Origin of the sequence: Rhizobium chutanense (assembly GCF_002531935.1) — a bacterium.
Lineage (GTDB): Bacteria > Pseudomonadota > Alphaproteobacteria > Rhizobiales > Rhizobiaceae > Rhizobium > Rhizobium chutanense.
This window is the reverse complement of record NZ_NWSV01000003.1, coordinates 446,756-463,910: the sequence shown is the minus strand read 5'-3', so window position 1 is coordinate 463,910 and position 17,155 is coordinate 446,756. Positions and strand designations below refer to the sequence as shown.

Below are 17,155 nucleotides of genomic sequence, written 5' to 3'. Positions count from 1 at the left end.
CCCCTGGGGGATGGCCATCCCCCAGGGGTCGCACCCATCATCAAACATCGGATGCAGTTTGAACATGCAAGGGGGCTGCACGGCACACGGTCAACAACAGTCACACTCCGGATCGCACCACCCATTCACCCCGCAACCGAAGCAAAGAACCCTTCCGGACTCTCCACCTCCACCAGCTTCTTCTTCTCGATCAGCCAGAACCGGTTGCCCACCGCCCGCACGAAACTGCGGTCGTGCGAGACCAGCAGGCAGCTCGCCTCGTGCGCCATGAGTTCGCTTTCCAGCGCTTCCTGTCCCTCGATGTCGAGATGGTTGGTCGGTTCGTCGAGCAGGTAGAAATTCGGCTCGGTCAGCCTGAGCACCAGCATGCCGAGCCGAGCCTTCTGGCCGCCGGACAGCTGGCCGATCGGTTTTGCCTGCATGTCGATGGCCATGCCGGCGCCGGCCAGCAAGGCGCGGGCTCGCTGGTCGCCCACATCGAAGCGGCGGATGATCGTGCCGATCGGCGTGTCGGTGTCGGCGAGATCGGCAAGCGCCTGATCTCCGTAGCCGAGCACCAGCGACGGCGTCGCCTTGATGTTGTCCTGTCCTGCCTCTGGTCGCTCGATCGCCTGCTTCAGCATCGACACCAGCCGCGACTTGCCGGCGCCGTTGAGGCCGATGAGCACGATGCGGTCACCCTGGCAGATGAACTGCCGGCCGGTCTTGAACAGCAGCGTGCCGTCCGGCGTCGTCACCGCTGCGTCTTCCAGCGTTACCAGCACCTTGGCATGCGTGCCGCGGTTGGAAAGCCGGATCGCCCCGGCCGAGCGTTCGAGATGCGCCGGTTTTGCCGCATCCTCCAGCTTCTCCGCCCGCTGCTTGAGCTGCTTCGTCTTGACGACCAGCAGATCGCTGCCGGAATTGATGCCGATATTGTTGAGCTTGGCCGCCTGCTTGCGCAATTGCTCCGCCGTCTTCATATCACGCTCGTAGCGTCGCGCTTCTGAGGCGTCGGCCTCGTCGAGCGCGGCGCGTGCCCGTGTGTAGGAGAGCGCAAAGACCGGCGATAACTCCGGCCGCAGGAACAGGGTCCGGTTGGTGGTCGCATCGAGGAAGGCGCGGTCGTGGCTGGAGAGGATAACCGGCACGTCGCGCGGCAGGCCATTCAGCCACCCCTCCAACTGCGCGATCTTTTCGAGGTCGAGATGGTTGGTCGGCTCGTCGAGCAGCAGCACATCCGGCTCGGTGACCCAAGTGCGGGCAAACATGGCGAGCCGCTGCCATCCGCCGCTCAAATGCTTGAGCGGCCGGCCGCGCATCGCCTCCGGCACTTCAAGCGATTCCAGCACCACGTCGACACGCCAGCTCTCGCTGTCGGCCTGATCGGCCGGCAGCGCCTGCAACACCGCATCGTAAAACGGCGTGTCGAAAAGTGCGGCCGGCACATTCTGGGCGACATGGCCGATGGTCAGCCCGCGCGCCTTGGTGATCTCGCCGGCACTCGGCTCCAGCGCACCGGTGATGCAGGCCAGCAGCGTCGATTTCCCCCGCCCGTTGGCGGCAACGAGGCCGATGCGGTCGCCCGCATTGACGACGAGATTGAGTTTCGAAAACAGCGGATTGCCCAGCGTCACGCCGAGATTGCGGATATTGATGAGGGTCATGATCGTTCTCTGGTCTTGACCGGGGGCGCGATCCGGGGCGTTCAGCCATCACGGAGTTGCGCCTATCGGGCCCGGGAATTGAGAGGAATGCGCACCGTCATCGGACGGCAGCGCATTGGCCACGAAGGGCAGACCAGGAAGAGATGTCGAAAAACGGTCTCTGGTCAGCCCTGCAAACGCATCTGCAGGGCGTTGACGGGACCACGCTGGCGATGAAACCGGAAATAATACTGCATGGCGTGATCCTCCTTTCTCGATAGAGTTGCAGGATTGAAATACCATTGCCCGAAAAAAGAGGCAAGGGAGCCGCGGAGCCCAAGAGAGCCTCATCCTGAGGTGTCCCGTAGGGGCCTCGAAGGACGAGGCGGGTGCGCTGGCGGTTGATGGATGCAAGAAGCAGCGCCGAGCGCGTGCTTCGAGGCTACGCCCTGTGGGCTTCGCACCTCAGCATGAGGGATGTTGGAGGATGCCGCGCTCCTGATAGGGGCGCAACTGACTGCTTCTCTGCGACCCATCTCGGAATCACCCAACCACATCATCACCCGCCAGTTCCAACCGCCGCTCTATCCCGATGTTTTCGAGAAACATCTCGTCATGGCTGACGACCACGAGCGCGCCATCATAAGCGCGCAGCCCGGCCTCGACTGCCGATATCGAGTCGATGTCGAGATGGTTGGTCGGCTCGTCGAGGATCAGCAGCGGCGGCGGTGCGGAGCCGAGAACGCAGGCAAGGCCGGCGCGCAGCAATTGCCCGCCGCTCAGCGTCGAGACGATCTGCAGTGCCGCATCCGCCCGGAACATGAAACGGGCAAGGGCGGCCCGGCAGGTGTTTTCATCGGCTTGCCGGTTGATCCGGCGGAAATTGTCGCGGATCGAGGCCGAGGGATCGAGAAGGCTGACCTTCTGATCGAGCATGACAAAGCCGGTCATGACGGCGACGCTGCCGGCCCAGGGCTTGAGTTCGCCGGTGAGAAGCGAAAGTAGCGTCGTCTTGCCCGAGCCGTTGCGGCCGGTGATGGCGATGCGTTCCGGCCCGGTGACGTCGAAGGAGAGATCGCGGATGACGGGGTCACCCGGCCGATAGCCCGATATCACACGATCAGCCCTCAGCACGGTCTTGCCGGCGGCGAGCCCGGTCGGCGGCAGGCGCACCGACAAGGGCTGGAGGATCTCGATCTTCTCGCGCGCCGCCTTTGCGTCTTCCTGCGCCGCCGCACGCCGGCGTTCGGCAAGACGGGCGTTGTCGCCGCCGGTCGTTTCGCTCCGTTCCTTCATGCCGCCGAGCATGATGCGCGGGATGCCGCCCTTGGCGGCCATCTTCCGCCCGGCGCTATCCCTGTGCGCCTGACGCTCCATTGTCGCCTGCGCCTTGCTCGCGACCTCGGCCATGCGCTTTTCGGCATCGGCGAGATCGTGCTCTGCCGCCGCAAGCTCCAGCGCTTTGCGCTGGCGATAATGGCTCCAGTTGCCGCCATAGCGGGTGGCGCCGAGCGACGTCAGTTCGACGATCGCGTCCATGTTTTCGAGCAGTTCCCGGTCATGGCTGACGATAACAGCGCCGGCCCGCCAGCCCGATATCAGCGCGATCACCGCCTCGCGGCCGTCGCGGTCGAGATTGTTTGTGGGTTCGTCGAGCAGCAGAAAATCCGGCTCGGTGAAAACAAGCGCGGCAAGCCCAGCCCGGGTGCGCTGCCCGCCGGAAAGTGCGGCAAGCCGTGTCTGCGGCTCAGCATCGAGCCCGATGCGATCGAGTGCTGCGGTCATGCGCGCCTCCAGCATCCAGTCTGCCGCTGAAAGCTCGTCGGCCGTTGCCGCGCCGGCTTCGGCACGATGGAGAATAGCGAGCGCATCGGTGACGCCGAAGAGGTCGGCGACCGTTTCATCGGGCGCCACCTGAACGCTCTGCCGCAACACGCCGAGGCTGCCGCCGACGGATATCGTCCCCGAATGCGGCTTGATATCGCCGGAGACGAGCTTCAGCAGCGTCGTCTTGCCGACGCCGTTGCGCCCGACGAGACCGACACGCTCTGGCCCGAAACTGAGATCGAGACTGGAAAAAAGCGACCGCCCGTCAGGCGCGGACCATGAAATCTGGGAGAGAGTGATGGATGCAGGCATGGATATGGATTTCCCCGTTGGCAAGGCGAACTGGCGTTGCGATCGGGTTGAAATCCATTGCGGCACACATCCTGTTGAAATGGTCGATGGCGAGTGATCTAGGGAATGAAGGCGGAAGGTTCAAGGTGAGGTAGTCAATCGGGCGACAGACAGCGATCTTGCTCCCTCTTCTCCCCAGCGGGGAGAAGGTGGCCCGCAGGGTCGGATGAGGGGGCCACACGGTATTCCGTGACGGCCTTTCGCTGGCCGCTCAAGGCACCCCCCTCAACTGCCTGCCGGCACCTTTCCCCGAGGGGGGAAGAGACCCGGCCTACCGCTTCAAGCTCCCCAATATCCCCCGCACCAGCGCCCGGCCGACCTGCGTTGCCACCGTGCGCGCCACGCTCTTCATCGCCGCTTCCACCACCGTTTCGCGCTGATAGCCGGAAGCCCGGCCGCGGGATTGGCCGCGGCCCTGGTTGTCGTCATTGCTGCCGCCGAAGCCCGGCAGCGACCAGCCGGAGGTCGTGCTTTCGGGCTGGTGCTGGGCGGCTTCCTCCTGCGCCCGCTTGGCGGCATCGGCATCCGCTGCCTTCTTGGCCCGCGCCGCCAGCATCTCGAAGGCGGATTCGCGGTCGACGTCGTCGTCGTAGACGCCGAGAACCGGGCTTCTGTCCATGATCTGCTGGCGTTCGGCATCGGTCAGCGGGCCGACGCGGCCCGACGGCGGGCGGATCAGCGTGCGCTCGACGATCGACGGCGCGCCCTTGGCCTCCAGCGTCGAGACCAGCGCCTCGCCGGTGCCGAGATTGGTGATGACGGTGGCGCAATCGAAGGCCGGGTTGGGGCGGAAGGTATCGGCCGCCGTCTTTACCGCCTTCTGCTCGCGCGGCGAATAGGCGCGCAGCGCATGCTGGGCGCGGTTGCCGAGCTGGGCGAGCACGGTTTCCGGCACGTCGAGCGGGTTCTGCGTGACGAAATAGACGCCGACGCCCTTGGAGCGGATCAGCCGCACCACCTGCTCGACCCGTTCGGTCAGCACCTTCGGCGCGTCGTTGAAGAGCAGATGCGCCTCGTCGAAGAAGAAGACCAGCTTCGGCTTGTCCGGGTCGCCGACTTCGGGCAGTTCCTCGAACAGTTCCGACAGCAGCCAGAGCAGGAAGGTTGCGTAAAGCCGCGGGTTCATCATCAGTTTGTCGGCTGCTAGCACCGAGATCTGGCCATAGCCGTTATTGCTGCTGCGCATGATGTCGGAAATCTTCAGCGCCGGCTCGCCGAAGAAGTGTTCCGCACCCTGCTGTTCGAGAACCAGCAGCGCCCGCTGGATCGAGCCGACCGAGGCCTTGGAGATCAGCCCGTACTGGCTGGAAAGTTCGGTGGCGTTCTCGCCCATATAATTGAGCAGCGAGGTGAAATCCTTGAGGTCGAGCAGCGGCAGCCCGGCCTGGTCGGCGATCTTGAAGGCGATGTTGATGACGCCTTCCTGCGGCTCGGAGGCATCCATCAGGCGCGCCAGCAGCAGCGGCCCCATCTCGGCGACGGTGGTGCGAACCCGGTGGCCCTTCTCACCGAACAGATCCCAGAAAATCACCGGGAACTGATCGAATTCATAATCGGTGAAGCCGATCTGCTCGGCCCGCTTGGTGAGGAAGTCCTTGGCCTCGCCCCGGGCGGCGATGCCGGAAAGATCGCCCTTGATGTCGGCGGCGAAAACCGGGACGCCGGCCCGGGAAAAACCTTCGGCCAGCACCTGCAGCGTCACCGTCTTGCCGGTGCCGGTGGCGCCGGTGACGAGGCCGTGGCGGTTGCCGAATTTCAGGTCGAGATATTCCGGCTTGTTGATGCTGTCGTCGGGGTTGCGGCTCGCGCCGATGAAAATCTTGCCATCCTCGATCATCCGCCATACTCCCTTCGGCGCTACCGCCATTTGTTGAGAAGGTTTGGCTCCCGCCGCCTTCATCGAACCATCGTTTCCCTGTTATATGCAGGCATGCGGATGCCGACAACTGTTTGCATCGAAAGCGAAACCGCACACAGTGCCCGTCGGGCGGGGTCGACTTGAGTTGCCGTGGAATTTCGAATAACGTTGACGTCAACGTCAAAATAACAGGAGGCTGACGATGAATGAAATTGTAACCCAGATCGCCGATCGTGTGGGGATTGCGCCTGACTTGGCCGAAAAGGCGCTCGGCATGATGCTCGGCTTCCTGCAGCGCGAGGCCGCTGACGGCCCGGTCGCCAAGATGATCGAAGCGATCCCCGGCGGCGCCGATCTCGTCTCCCAGTTCAACGGCGCCGGTGCCGGCGGCGGCGGTCTGCTCGGCGGGCTGATGAGCTCGCTCGGCGGCGGCGGCATCATGGGCCTCGGCCAGCAGCTGATGGGCGAGGGCCTCGGCATGGGCGAAATCACCTCGCTCGCCAAGGAAACCATCGCCATCGCCAAGCAATATGCCGGCGAAGAGGTGGTCGACGAAGTCGTCGCTTCCGTCCCCGGCCTTAGCCAGTTCGTCTGAGCGACGACGACCAGAAAGAGCCTCGCGGCGCCGCGAGGCTCGTCATATTTTGCGCTGGCATCACCAGCCCGAAGACGCTGATCACTAAACTTTGATCGTCAACACGCCGATCGGCTTCCAAGGTCTGGCCGATCCGTCCGGCTGCGGGCGTCGCAAGATGGAAATCCGCATCGACCGACCCTACGTTAGATAATGCCGGATTTTTCACTGATGGCCGGATCGGCTGGAACGGTGCATCCCCGCTCGTTTCATATCGGCCATATCAGAAGGAATATGGTCATGCGTACGTTGATTGCAGCAGCCTCGATCATTCTCCTCGGCTTTGCCGCTCCTGCCTTCTCCCAGGCCCTCGGCGACATGGATTACAGCGGACGTTTCGGCGGCATGCCGCCCGGCACGGTGCCGGATGCGGAATCGGGCGGAATCAGGATTCCTCTCGATCTCACTCCCGTTGAAAGCGACAATATCACCGTCGTCATTCCGTCCGACCGGACGGCTTGCCCGCGTCCGGGAACACGCCAGTATCGTGCGGCCGAGCGCGACGGCACGCTGAAAGCCGGCTGCCGCTGACAAGTCGATTTCTGTTGGAGGCCGGGAACGGTTATTTGCCGTTTTTGTGTAGCAAAACACCAAGTTCATGCCATTTGCGCCCGTCGCGCTCGATGAGGTCGTCGGCGCAGGCCGGTCCCATGCTGCCCGGCGCATAAGCGTCGGGCACGCGCTGATCCTTAGCCCAGATGTCGAGGAAAGGCTGCACCGCCGCCCAGCCGGCCTCGATGCCGTCGGCGCGCTGGAACAGCGTCTGATCGCCGATGAAGAGGTCGTAGAGCAGCGATTCATAGCCGGTGGTCTTGCCGATATCGAACTTGTCGGCATAGCGGAAGTCGAGCGAGACAGGCGTGGTATCGACCGAAAGCCCCGGCGACTTGATCGAGATTTCCATGCTCATGCCCTCGTCCGGCTGCACCTGGATCACCAGCCGGTTCGGCGGCAGGCGGCGGTTGACCTCGGTTTCGCGGAACTGCGCGAAGGGCACCGGCTGAAAGGTGATGACGATCTCGGTGTCGCGGGCCGTCAGCGCCTTGCCGGTCCTCACATAGAAGGGCACGCCGGCCCAGCGCCAGGTATCGGCATAGAGCTTCAGCGCCACATAGGTCTCGGTCCGGCTGTCGGGCGAAACATCCTTACTGTCGCGATAGGCCGGAAGTTCGGCGCCGTTCAGCGGGCCGGCGGTATAGGCGCCGCGCACGCCGTGCGTCTTCGCCTCCTCGGGCGTATAGATGCGCAGCGCCTTCAGCACCTTGCTCTTCTCGTTGCGGATCGCCTCGGCATCGAAGCTGTTCGGAGGTTCCATGGCGATCATCGCCAAGAGCTGGAAGAGATGGTTCGGCACCATGTCGCGCAGCGCGCCTGTCGCATCGTAGAATTTGCCGCGGCTGCCGACATCGACGATCTCGGCGGCGGTGATCTGCACGTGGTCGATATAGCGGCTGTTCCACAAGGACTCGATGATCATGTTGGCGAAGCGCGCCGTCATCAGGTTCTGCACCGTCTCCTTGCCGAGGAAATGGTCGAGCCGGTAGACTTGGCTTTCGTCGATCTGGGCGAGAATTTGCGCATTGAGCGCCCGGGCCGAAGCGAGATCGGTGCCGAACGGCTTCTCGATGGCGACGCGGCGGAAAGTGCCGTCCTTTTCATCGGTCAGCCCATGGGCGGCCAGCTTCTCGACGATCGAGCCGAAGAAGGATGGCGGCACCGCGAGGTAGAAGGCGGCATTGGCATCCGGCCCCAGCCGCGTGCCGATCTCCAGGAAAATATCGTCCTTGGTAAAATCTCCCGCCGTATAGGAAATGCGCCGGCGCAGGCTTTCCCAGGCTTCGTCCTTCACCGTCGGCTCTTCGCCGCTCAGATGGCTGAGGAATTCGTCGAGCCGCCGGCGCAGGAACTCGTCGTCACCCGGCTCGATGCCGATGCCGAGAATGTGGAGATCCTCGCCGACGAGGCGCTCACGCGTCAGGTTGATGATCGCCGGCACCAGCAGGCGACGCGTCAGATCGCCCGTGGCGCCGAAGATGACAAGGGTGACGGGCGGAGTAGGGGTGGCCATGATGTCGTTTCCCGTGATTTTCCGGCCGACTATAATGCGTGCCGGTTTCGCCGCAACATAGGCGGCGAGGGGTAACAGGCATTTGACAGCAGCTGAGGTGGGCGTCCGCCCGCAGGCACCACTCTTGGTAGCCCGCAAACGGGACGAAGGCACATGCCGCAGCGTCTCGATTCCCTCTTCTCCCCTCGGGGAGAAGGTGCCCGTAGGGCGGATGAGGGGGCCAGCGCAACAGGTCTTTCCAAATGTCTAACCGGCTTCCACCGTGCCGGTGTAGTCTCGGCCGTGTTCGGTGCCGTCGGTGCGGCGAAATAGATTTTACGTGAAGGATGTGCCGTGAGGCCCCCTCATCCGCCTGCCGGCACCTTCTCCCCGAGGGGAGAAGAGGAGATGCCGCGACCTCTCCGCTCCCCGCCAGCCTCTCGCAGGGCACGTCCTGGCGCAAACCGGATACACCGACAGCAGCCCGCTTACCCCTTCACCGCCACCATGAAAATCCTCGGAAACCTCAACAGCACCCGCCCATCCGACATCCTGGGATAGGCCTTTTCCACTCGGCCGAGATAATCCGCCAGAAACGCCTCGCGATATTTCTCGCCGGCATGGGCGAGATAGGGCATCAGCCCGGTTCCCTTCACCCATTCGACGATATCAGCCGCATCCGCCATCGGGTGATTGTAGATCGTGTGCCAGATATCGACGCGCGACGCCTTGGCGATCAGCCGGGAGTAATAGGCCGATGGCGCAGGCAGCCCCTTGCGGCGCGCGCTCTTCGCCTCGAAGGCTGTCTTCCAGGGGCCGGCATGGGCGGTCTCTTCCATTGCCAGATGCGAAGGTTCGGCGAGATTGTCGGGCATCTGCACGGCGAGCACCCCGCCTTCGGAGAGTCCGTCCATCAGCCGGTCGAAGATGTCGAGATGGTCGGGCAGCCATTGGAAGACGGCATTGGCAAAGAGCAGGTCAGCCGGCTCCTGAGGCTGCCAGCTGGCGAGATCGGCCTCGACGAAGGCGGTGCCGGGAAGCCGCTTGCGCGCCGCTTCCAGCATGTTCATGTCGCTGTCGAGGCCGGAGACGCCATCCGCCCCATAGCGCTCGATGATCAGTTCTGTCGAATTGCCTGGCCCGCAGCCGAGGTCGACGGCGCGGCGGATGCTTTGCAGAGGCACTTGTGCCAGCAGGTCGCGTGCCGGTCGCGTGCGTTCATCCTCGAATTTCACATACTGGCTGGCAGACCATGCCATGGCGTTCACTCCTGATGTCAGGCCACATCCCTGGGGTGGATGCGGATCTTGTCGATGTTGCGGCCGGAAACGACGGCAGCCGCCGAGCGTCACTCCGCAGACACGAGTATCTTGTCCACGCGTCTCCCATCGAGATCGATGACTTCGAAGCGCCATCCGTCTCTCGTGAAGCTCTCACCCAATTCCGGCAGATGTTTCAGCTCTTCCAGCACCAGGCCGGCCACGGTCTGATATTCCAGATCGTCATCGAGCTTCAGATTCAGGAACTCGGCGAATTCGTCGATCGGCGTCCAGCCGGACACCAGGTAGGAACCATCATCTCGGCGAGCGATGGCCTGCTCGTCGACCGGTCCCTCCTGCAGCGCCCCCATGATCGCCTCCAGAATGTCGCCTGACGAAACAATCCCCTCGAAATGACCGTATTCGTCGAAAACCAGCACCATGTGAACCGGCGATTTCCGGATGGCTTCGATCACGTTGATGGCGGTTGAAAGGTCTGAAACCACAGGTACGTCCTGCGTCAGGGCCTTGATATCGGCGCTGCCGTGTTCGGACATCGAGTCGTAAAAATCCTTGACCGGAAGAATGCCGATCACCTCGTCCGAACTGCCTTTGCGAACGGGCAGCCGCGACCGTTTCGTCCGGTGCAATTGCGTTCGGATTTCATCGAGGCTGTCGTCGATATCGATGATCTCGACGTCGCGCCGCGGCGTCATCAGCGCGCGGGCAGTGCGGTCGGCCAGCCGCATCACGCCTGAGATCATCGCCGACTCTTCGCTTTCGATCACGCCGGCCGACTGCGCCTCGGCCAGAACGGTCTTGATCTCTTCGTCGGAGACATTGTCGCCGCTTTTTCCGGTTTGGCCGAGGAGCTTGAGGACAAGATTTCCGGAGGCGTTGAGAAGCCAGACGAGGGGCAGCGCAATTTTTGAAAGCACCGCCATAGCAGGCGCCACCTTGGCCGCAACCGCTTCGGGTTCCCGCAAGGCGATCTGCTTGGGAACAAGTTCGCCGATGATCAGGGAGAGATAGGTGATGGCCACCACGACCGAACCGACGCCAACGGCATCGGCGGCCGTCGACGACATCCCTTGGGCTTCCAGCCACCCGCTCAACCGGCCCCCGAGCGTGGCGCCGGAGAAAGCGCCGGAGAGAACGCCGACCAGCGTGATGCCGATCTGCACCGTGGAGAGAAAGCGACCGGGGTTTTCGGCAAGTTTGATCGCTTGCGCTGCACCCTTGCTGCCATTGTCAGAGAGAACCTTCAGGCGAGCTGGCCGAGAAGATACGACCGCCAGCTCCGACATGGCGAGCACACCATTCAGGATGGTGAGAAACGCCACAATTCCAATTTCCAGAAACACAGGGACCCTATTCGTTGAAGTTGTAATGCCGCATTCGTCAGGCGACGCGGCGAGACGTTCGAAGAGACGCTTTATATACGCATCCCCCATCGTCTTTCCATCATCCTATTGATATCAACGCAGGCTCATCTCAGGCATCCGGCCGCTCGAGCATCGGATTTCTGAATCAGAAGGAAAAGTCCTTTCTTTGCGTTGATGAGCAAGGCTCGATTTTCGATGGGAAGCCGAAAAAGATCCACGAGGTTTCCGGCGATCTCACGGCTCTGGTCGACGAGATCCCATCTGTTCTCGGCGTTCAACGTGTAAAGACCGTCCCTACCCGCGCTTGCCACCATGACGCCACCCGGAAATTCCACAGGCGGACTATAAACGCCCGGTGGCAAATAGGCCGATATCTGCTTGCCGTGTACCTTCACCAAAGTGGAGACGAAAGTCTCGACACCTTCGAAGTTTTCGTAGGTGGAGGCTCCTTGCTGGACCGGAGTGCGCGTCGGGTCCCGCGGGGGCCACGGCACCACGACATTTTCCTGGTTACGCTCTAAGAAGATGCGTCCGTCCGCAGTGACGCGAGCGGCCAGGAGCCCCCCAAAACCCTTGTCGAAAATGGTCAGGTTGCCATTATCGTCTCTCGCGTAGATATAGCCTTCGGCGGTGAACAAAAGCAGTTTCAGCTCGGGCAGATCGAACACCCGCCCCGGCGACTTCCCCCCGACGTGCGCATCCCAATACAGCCGCTCGACCTGCCCAGAGGTCCGGAGAAGATAAAGGCCCGAGTTGTCGGAGATGACTGTACCTCCGAAACGCGTCACATACGTTGCTGAAAAAGGATGGATGAATGGCTTTCCATCAGCGAGGTAGAGGCGCTCGAACTGGGTCTCACCTCGTCGAAGCCTAAAGACCCCAAGTTTCCAACTCACGCCAATGATGTCGCCGGTCGACGTGTCCGAGGCATACTCGTCTTGGTAATGGTCGGGGAAATCACCTCCGAACGGGACGTACGTCCCATTGGCGTCGATCGTCCACACACCACCACGGTTCAAGGGGAAAATAATGGGACGATCCAGACCGGGCACGGCAACGACCTTCGACGTCATCCGAAACGACTGGTAGATGTCATCTTTGGTTGGCTCGCCATTCTTGACTGGAACGAGACATAGCGGCGACGACTTGCTGGGCAGGATGCCGTCGGACATTACCTGCGTCGGCAGTATAGCCGCGATAATGGCGGCAACGAAGGAAGCCTTTCGACGGCGAATCATTCAGAGCAACTCACACAAGCGGCATGCCAGCCTTGCTAGCAAAAATTTGGCCGGCGGCGATCGTCACGCTACATCAGTTGGCATCATAGGCCATGGGCATAGTTTGCTTATGGTTGACGCAGCGCGAATAGTTTAAGATGCCAGCATGTCGCCCGGAAGTGTGCGCTGGGTCCGGCACGACATGCATAAAGCAAAGAACCAAGACGCAATCTCCCGCCGTCAGGCGGCCAGAATCGTGATCCCGTAAGCATTGGCCGCCGCCGTCATCCGGGCGATGGTCTCAGCCGAAGGGCTGGCCTTCGGCGGCTCGGTCGTGCCTTCCGCTTCGATGAACTCGGCCATCTCGCGATCGACGACGGCGGAAAAGACGGCGGGCACGGTGCCGCGGTTGGCGTAGCCGTGTACCACGAAGGGCGCGATGGTGACGATGTCGCCAGGCTTCGCCTCGATCTCTTCCGGGCCGTTGTCGGTCAGGCGCAAGATCGTCAGGCTGCCCTCGAGGATGCGGAACACCTCAGGGCTCGCATGCGCATGTCTGGGCGTCCGGCTGCCGGGTGGTACGGTGACGTCGAAGATATTCAGCCAGGTGCCGCTGAGCCGCAGCCGCCGTTCGACCCGGTCGCCGAGAACGAAGAAGCGCTTTGCCTCGTCGCCGGCATGCATTTTCACAAATGAGTTGGACATCATGTCTCTTTCTTCTTCTTACGGGGCTTTTTCTTGCAGGCCCTTTCTTGCGGGCGCAGCCGTTAAACCTCTACGCCGGTTTTGACAACCACCTTGTTGTCGGGGGCGCCGTCGGCGAATACCTCCGGCACGGGGTCCATGCCCACGCGCTGTCGGCGGTGATATCGGTACGGCGGGTCGGTTTCGCAAGGCCGATAATGCCGCATCAGCCGTGCAGAAATGACGGAGGCCGCAGGTTTTCCGGCCTGTAATACCGTCGACACAGAAGGGGCGCATAGAACGCGGCGGCCGTTCTTGACCGTTCTTCCCTTTTCAAATTGATCATTAAAATTAATGGAGCGCATCCATGTCTTCTCTTCCCATCGTCGGCGCCGCCATGACGCTCGATGAAGTCGAGCGTCACCGCGACTGGCTGTTCGAAAAGCCGCGCGATCTCGAATTGCAGAGCTTCGTCGAGGCCGAGGTGCTGAATGGCGACTGGGCGCCGCTCGCCGCGCGCGCACGCAGGCTTCTCGACGGCCATACCGGCCGCTTGGGCATTCACGGCCCGTTCTGGGGCTTTACCATCGCCTCGCAAGATCCCGATATCCGCGCCGTCGTCACCAGGCGACTGCTGCAGGGTCTCGATGTCTGCGCCGCCATCGGCGCGACGCAGATGGTCGTCCACAGCCCTTACACCTCGTGGTCCTACAACAACCTCGACAACAATGACGACGCCCGCGAGGATGTGGTCGAGCGCGTGCATCTGACCCTGCGCGACGCCGTCAGGCGCGCCGAGGATATCGGCTGCACCATGGTCCTCGAAAATATCGAGGACAAGGATCCGCATATCCGCGTGGCGCTCGCCGAAAGCTTCCAATCGCCCGCCGTCGCCGTCTCGATCGATACCGGCCACGCGCATTATGCCCATGGTTATACCGGCGCTCCGCCGGTGGATTATTACGTCAAGGCCGCCGGCAACCGCCTCCAGCATGTCCATCTGCAGGATGCCGACGGCTATGCCGATCGCCACTGGAGCCTCGGCGAAGGCTCGATCCACTGGCACGCCGTCTTTGCGGCCCTTGCCAAGCTCGACAGCAATCCGCGCCTGATCATCGAGATCAAGGACAAATCAAAGATCCCGGCCTCTGCTGCCTATCTCGCTTCGATTGGGGTGGCTGAGTGAGGTTCGTTGCCAGCATTTGATGCCTCGCGCAAAAAGCGGGAAACCTAAGAAACGCTATCCTATGGGATGACCAGGGTCGCGGCTGGGTTTCCTCTTCTCCCCAGCGGGGAGAAGGTGGCCCGTAGGGTCGGATGAGGGGGCCACACGGCACACCATTCATTGCCCTTCGCTTGCCTCAACGAATTTACCGATCTGCCGTGTGGCCCCCTCATCTGCCTGCCGGCATCTTCTCCCCGCTGGGGAGAAGGGACTCGTGGCAACGTCTCGGTCCCTTTCTTTTAGAAGCCCGCCCGGCGCGCCGCGCGCCGTCCCCTCACGAAAACCGCGTGATCACGCTGATCCCCGTCGCCTCCGCCTTGTCGAGCGCCATCAGCGCCGGCACGGCCTCCTCGAGGCTGATCCGCCGGCCGATCAGCTTCTGCGGCGCGATCTTGCCGGCCGAAAGCATCGACAGCATGGCGTCGTAGCGCCAGGCCTGCATGCCGTGGCTGCCGTAGATCTCCAGCTCGTGGCCGATCACCTGCGCCATCGGAATCTGCGGCGCCGCATGCTCGCCGAGCATTAGCCCGACCTGCACATGCCGGCCGCGCCGGCGCAGATTTTTGATCGAGTTGAAACAGGTGACGGGATGGCCGAGCGCGTCGATCGAGACATGCGCGCCGCCCTTGGTGATCTCGCGCACTGCTTCCGCGACGTCGGCGACACCTGACGCATTGACCGTCGCCACCGCCCCGCATTCCCGCGCGAAGGCAAGCTTCTCCTCTGATATGTCGATGCCGATCGCATTGGCGCCGAGGGCAGTGGCGATCATGATCGCCGACAGGCCGACGCCGCCGCAGCCATGCACGGCGATCCATTCGCCGGGCCGGGTGCGCGCCTGGTCGGCGACGGCGCGAAACGAGGTGGCGAAGCGGCAGCCGAGACTTGCCGCCGTCGCATCGTCGATCGTCTCCGGCAGATGCACCAGATTCGTGTCGGCATAGTCGATCGCCACATATTCGGCGAAGGAGCCCCAATGGGTGAAGCCCGGCTGGAACTGGTTCGGGCAGACCTGCTGGTTGCCGGAATGACACTCCCCGCAATGGCCGCAGCCGGAAACGAAAGGCACGGTCACCCGGTCGCCGACCTTGAAGCGCATCACGCCGCGGCCGGTGGCGACGACCCGCCCGGCAAGCTCGTGTCCCGGCACATGCGGCAGGCGGATATCCGGGTCATGGCCCATCCAGCCGTGCCAGTCGCTGCGGCAGAGCCCGCTGGCGCCGACGGAGATGACGACGCCGTCCTCGGAAGGCGTCGGATCGGGCAGGGTGCGGATCTCGGGCGACTTTTCGAAGGCTTCGTAATACATGGCTTTCACGGGCGTCTTCCCTTGCTTAGGTTTGCTCCCATGATGGCACGCGGCACGCCGCCATTCCAACATGTCATTCCATCATTTTTGCTGATGCATCCATCGCTTAAGCCACGGGTACTGCGCACGAATATTGCGGCCCGGCGCGGTTCCCCGGCATTTTCTTGCTTCCGCCTTTCCCGTCGGGATTTGTCCTTGACCCGGCCTACGGCGGCGGTTTTTCCTGTCACGACTTGAGAGGGGAGGGCAACATGGCCGTCGATACATCACCGCGTTCAACCACCTGGACTCATGTCGATGGGGAATGGCTGCCCGGCAATCCGCCGCTGATCGGGCCGACCTCGCATGCCATGTGGCTCGGCTCCACGGTCTTCGACGGCGCCCGCTGGTTCGACGGCATCGCGCCCGATCTCGACCTGCATTGCCAGCGCATCAACCGCTCCGCACTCGCCATGGGCTTGAAGCCGGTGAAATCGGCCGAGGAAATCGCCGCACTCGCCTGGGAAGGTGTTGCCAAATTCGACGGCGCCACGCCGATCTACATCAAGCCGATGTATTGGGGCGAACACGGTTCGCCCGGGAGCGTCGTTTCCGTCGATGCCGAATCGACCCGCTTCGCGCTCTGCCTGTTCGAGGCACCGATGGGCGGCCACGGCGGCACCAGCCTCACCGTCTCGCCCTATCGCCGCCCGTCGCCGGAAACGGCGATGACCGAGGCAAAGACCGGCTCGCTCTATCCCAACAGCGGCCGCATGATCGCCGAGGCGCGCAGCCGCGGCTTCGACAATGCGCTGGTGCGCGATCTCAACGGCAACGTCGTCGAGACCGCCTCCTCCAACGTCTTCCTGGTGCGCGACGGCGTGGTGATGACGCCGGCCGCCAACCGCACCTTCCTCGCCGGCATCACCCGCGCCCGCGTCATGCACCTCTTGCGCAAGGCCGGTTTCGACGTCGTCGAAGCCACGCTGTCCGTCGAGGATTTCCTGGCAGCCGACGAAATCTTCACGACAGGCAATTACTCCAAAGTCGTCGGCGTCATCCGCCTCGACGACCGCAACCTCCAGGAAGGCCCGGTTACCCGCAAGGCGCTGGATCTCTACATGGACTGGGCCCACGGCAGAACCGAGAGCGAGGAGTGAGGAATGGTCCCGCGGAGCGGGAGCAATCGATCCAGTGAATCGATTGCAATGACGAACGCCCGGAGCGCAAGCGTAGGGCTGGAGCGGTTCGGCGCAGCCGAAGCAATCGATCCAGTGAATCGATTGCAGCTGCGAACGCCCGGAGCGCAAGCGCAGGGCTGCAGCGGTTCGAGCTAGCAAGCACAAGTCTGCGCCTCATCCGCCTGCCAACATCTTAGCCGCGGTCACGCCACGGGTTCCGGCCGTCCTTCGGACCGAGCTTCGCAGGTAGCGACCATCGATCCCTTGAAAATAGCATCTCAGGCCAGGTCGTCAGCAGCAATGTGCTGGACTTCGATAATGCGCTGCAAAGGAAGTTGCGCGATCTGGTTCGCTTCCTCGACACGCTCGGCAGAGGGCGCGTCGAAGAGGCAAAAAGACTTCTCTTCCGACGGCACGAAGGTCGAGCGCAGATACCGGACGGGCTTGCCTTGTTCAGTCATTTCGGCAGTCACGACCTTTGCGCGTGCCGCGGCGGCTGAAAGCTGCTGCGGAGTAATGCCGGGCAAGTGTCTTTCGACCATATACTGTGGCATGATGGGTTTCCTTCTGCGTA

General features: G+C 62.7%; 15 protein-coding genes. 4 read left to right on the top strand and 11 right to left on the bottom strand.

Annotation, left to right across the window (positions count from 1 at the left end; translation table 11 throughout):
• Positions 1-125 precede the first annotated feature (125 nt).
• The 3 genes from CO666_RS07310 to CO666_RS07300 all read right to left on the bottom strand — a co-directional run bounded on the left by CO666_RS07310 (position 126) and on the right by CO666_RS07300 (position 5,640).
• Positions 126-1,646: an ABC-F family ATP-binding cassette domain-containing protein gene (locus CO666_RS07310; protein WP_097611392.1), complete on the bottom strand. Its 1,521-nt coding sequence runs from the start codon at positions 1,644-1,646 to the stop codon at positions 126-128.
• A gap of 522 nt (positions 1,647-2,168) precedes the next feature.
• Positions 2,169-3,764 (bottom strand): ABC-F family ATP-binding cassette domain-containing protein, encoded by a 1,596-nt coding sequence (locus tag CO666_RS07305; RefSeq protein WP_097611391.1) that lies wholly within the window; start codon positions 3,762-3,764, stop codon positions 2,169-2,171.
• Positions 3,765-4,074: 310 nt separating this feature from the next.
• The gene (locus CO666_RS07300; protein ID WP_097611390.1) at positions 4,075-5,640 is read right to left on the bottom strand and encodes a helicase HerA-like C-terminal domain-containing protein; all 1,566 of its coding nucleotides are present in this window, start codon (positions 5,638-5,640) and stop codon (positions 4,075-4,077) included.
• A 223-nt stretch (positions 5,641-5,863) separates the two neighbouring features.
• Here CO666_RS07300 and CO666_RS07295 point away from each other — a divergent pair, with 223 nt between their 5' ends.
• A complete protein-coding gene (locus CO666_RS07295; protein ID WP_097611389.1) occupies positions 5,864-6,256 on the top strand; it encodes a hypothetical protein in 393 nt (130 codons plus the stop codon).
• A gap of 279 nt (positions 6,257-6,535) precedes the next feature.
• Complete coding sequence (locus CO666_RS07290) at positions 6,536-6,826, top strand: hypothetical protein (RefSeq protein ID WP_097611426.1); 291 nt, start codon at positions 6,536-6,538, stop codon at positions 6,824-6,826.
• A gap of 31 nt (positions 6,827-6,857) precedes the next feature.
• On the opposite strand, the gene zwf is transcribed toward CO666_RS07290, so the two are convergent.
• From zwf to CO666_RS07260, 6 genes are all read right to left on the bottom strand, one after another.
• Complete coding sequence (zwf, locus tag CO666_RS07285) at positions 6,858-8,366, bottom strand: glucose-6-phosphate dehydrogenase (protein ID WP_097611425.1); 1,509 nt, start codon at positions 8,364-8,366, stop codon at positions 6,858-6,860.
• A gap of 464 nt (positions 8,367-8,830) precedes the next feature.
• Positions 8,831-9,601: a trans-aconitate 2-methyltransferase gene (gene tam, locus CO666_RS07280; RefSeq protein WP_097611388.1), complete on the bottom strand. Its 771-nt coding sequence runs from the start codon at positions 9,599-9,601 to the stop codon at positions 8,831-8,833.
• Positions 9,602-9,690: 89 nt separating this feature from the next.
• Positions 9,691-10,965: a hemolysin family protein gene (locus CO666_RS07275; protein ID WP_097611387.1), complete on the bottom strand. Its 1,275-nt coding sequence runs from the start codon at positions 10,963-10,965 to the stop codon at positions 9,691-9,693.
• A gap of 125 nt (positions 10,966-11,090) precedes the next feature.
• Positions 11,091-12,224 carry a hypothetical protein gene (locus CO666_RS07270; RefSeq protein WP_097611386.1) on the bottom strand — a complete coding sequence of 378 codons (1,134 nt, stop codon included), beginning with the start codon at positions 12,222-12,224 and terminating at the stop codon, positions 11,091-11,093.
• 219 nt (positions 12,225-12,443) lie between these two features.
• On the bottom strand, positions 12,444-12,911 hold the full coding sequence (locus CO666_RS07265; RefSeq protein ID WP_097611385.1) for a cupin domain-containing protein: 468 nt from the start codon (positions 12,909-12,911) through the stop codon (positions 12,444-12,446).
• 59 nt (positions 12,912-12,970) lie between these two features.
• Positions 12,971-13,252 (bottom strand): hypothetical protein, encoded by a 282-nt coding sequence (locus tag CO666_RS07260; protein WP_143540254.1) that lies wholly within the window; start codon positions 13,250-13,252, stop codon positions 12,971-12,973.
• 2 nt (positions 13,253-13,254) lie between these two features.
• Between CO666_RS07260 and CO666_RS07255 the strand changes: the two genes are divergently transcribed.
• Positions 13,255-14,073, top strand: coding sequence for a sugar phosphate isomerase/epimerase family protein (locus tag CO666_RS07255; RefSeq protein WP_097611383.1), 819 nt, complete (start codon positions 13,255-13,257; stop codon positions 14,071-14,073).
• A 313-nt stretch (positions 14,074-14,386) separates the two neighbouring features.
• On the opposite strand, the gene CO666_RS07250 is transcribed toward CO666_RS07255, so the two are convergent.
• Positions 14,387-15,430 carry a zinc-dependent alcohol dehydrogenase family protein gene (locus CO666_RS07250; protein ID WP_097611382.1) on the bottom strand — a complete coding sequence of 348 codons (1,044 nt, stop codon included), beginning with the start codon at positions 15,428-15,430 and terminating at the stop codon, positions 14,387-14,389.
• Positions 15,431-15,672: 242 nt separating this feature from the next.
• On the opposite strand from CO666_RS07250, the gene CO666_RS07245 reads away from it, so the two are divergent.
• Positions 15,673-16,560, top strand: a complete 888-nt coding sequence (locus tag CO666_RS07245; RefSeq protein WP_097611381.1) for a branched-chain amino acid aminotransferase — start codon at positions 15,673-15,675, stop codon at positions 16,558-16,560.
• Positions 16,561-16,859: 299 nt separating this feature from the next.
• Here the strand turns inward: CO666_RS07245 and CO666_RS07240 are convergent, their stop codons facing one another.
• Positions 16,860-17,135: a DUF4242 domain-containing protein gene (locus CO666_RS07240; protein ID WP_003587811.1), complete on the bottom strand. Its 276-nt coding sequence runs from the start codon at positions 17,133-17,135 to the stop codon at positions 16,860-16,862.
• Positions 17,136-17,155 lie beyond the last annotated feature (20 nt).

What these genes read in the sequence shown, in the direction of transcription:
- CO666_RS07310 (WP_097611392.1), bottom strand. Translation starts at nt 1,646, where the DNA reads ATGACCCTCATCAATATCCGCAATCTCGGCGTGACGCTGGGCAATCCG.
- CO666_RS07305 (WP_097611391.1), bottom strand. Translation starts at nt 3,764, where the DNA reads ATGCCTGCATCCATCACTCTCTCCCAGATTTCATGGTCCGCGCCTGAC.
- CO666_RS07300 (WP_097611390.1), bottom strand. Translation starts at nt 5,640, where the DNA reads ATGATCGAGGATGGCAAGATTTTCATCGGCGCGAGCCGCAACCCCGAC.
- CO666_RS07295 (WP_097611389.1), top strand. Translation starts at nt 5,864, where the DNA reads ATGAATGAAATTGTAACCCAGATCGCCGATCGTGTGGGGATTGCGCCT.
- CO666_RS07290 (WP_097611426.1), top strand. Translation starts at nt 6,536, where the DNA reads ATGCGTACGTTGATTGCAGCAGCCTCGATCATTCTCCTCGGCTTTGCC.
- tam (WP_097611388.1), bottom strand. Translation starts at nt 9,601, where the DNA reads ATGGCATGGTCTGCCAGCCAGTATGTGAAATTCGAGGATGAACGCACG.
- CO666_RS07270 (WP_097611386.1), bottom strand. Translation starts at nt 12,224, where the DNA reads ATGATTCGCCGTCGAAAGGCTTCCTTCGTTGCCGCCATTATCGCGGCT.
- CO666_RS07265 (WP_097611385.1), bottom strand. Translation starts at nt 12,911, where the DNA reads ATGATGTCCAACTCATTTGTGAAAATGCATGCCGGCGACGAGGCAAAG.
- CO666_RS07260 (WP_143540254.1), bottom strand. Translation starts at nt 13,252, where the DNA reads ATGCGCTCCATTAATTTTAATGATCAATTTGAAAAGGGAAGAACGGTC.
- CO666_RS07255 (WP_097611383.1), top strand. Translation starts at nt 13,255, where the DNA reads ATGTCTTCTCTTCCCATCGTCGGCGCCGCCATGACGCTCGATGAAGTC.
- CO666_RS07245 (WP_097611381.1), top strand. Translation starts at nt 15,673, where the DNA reads ATGGCCGTCGATACATCACCGCGTTCAACCACCTGGACTCATGTCGAT.
- CO666_RS07240 (WP_003587811.1), bottom strand. Translation starts at nt 17,135, where the DNA reads ATGCCACAGTATATGGTCGAAAGACACTTGCCCGGCATTACTCCGCAG.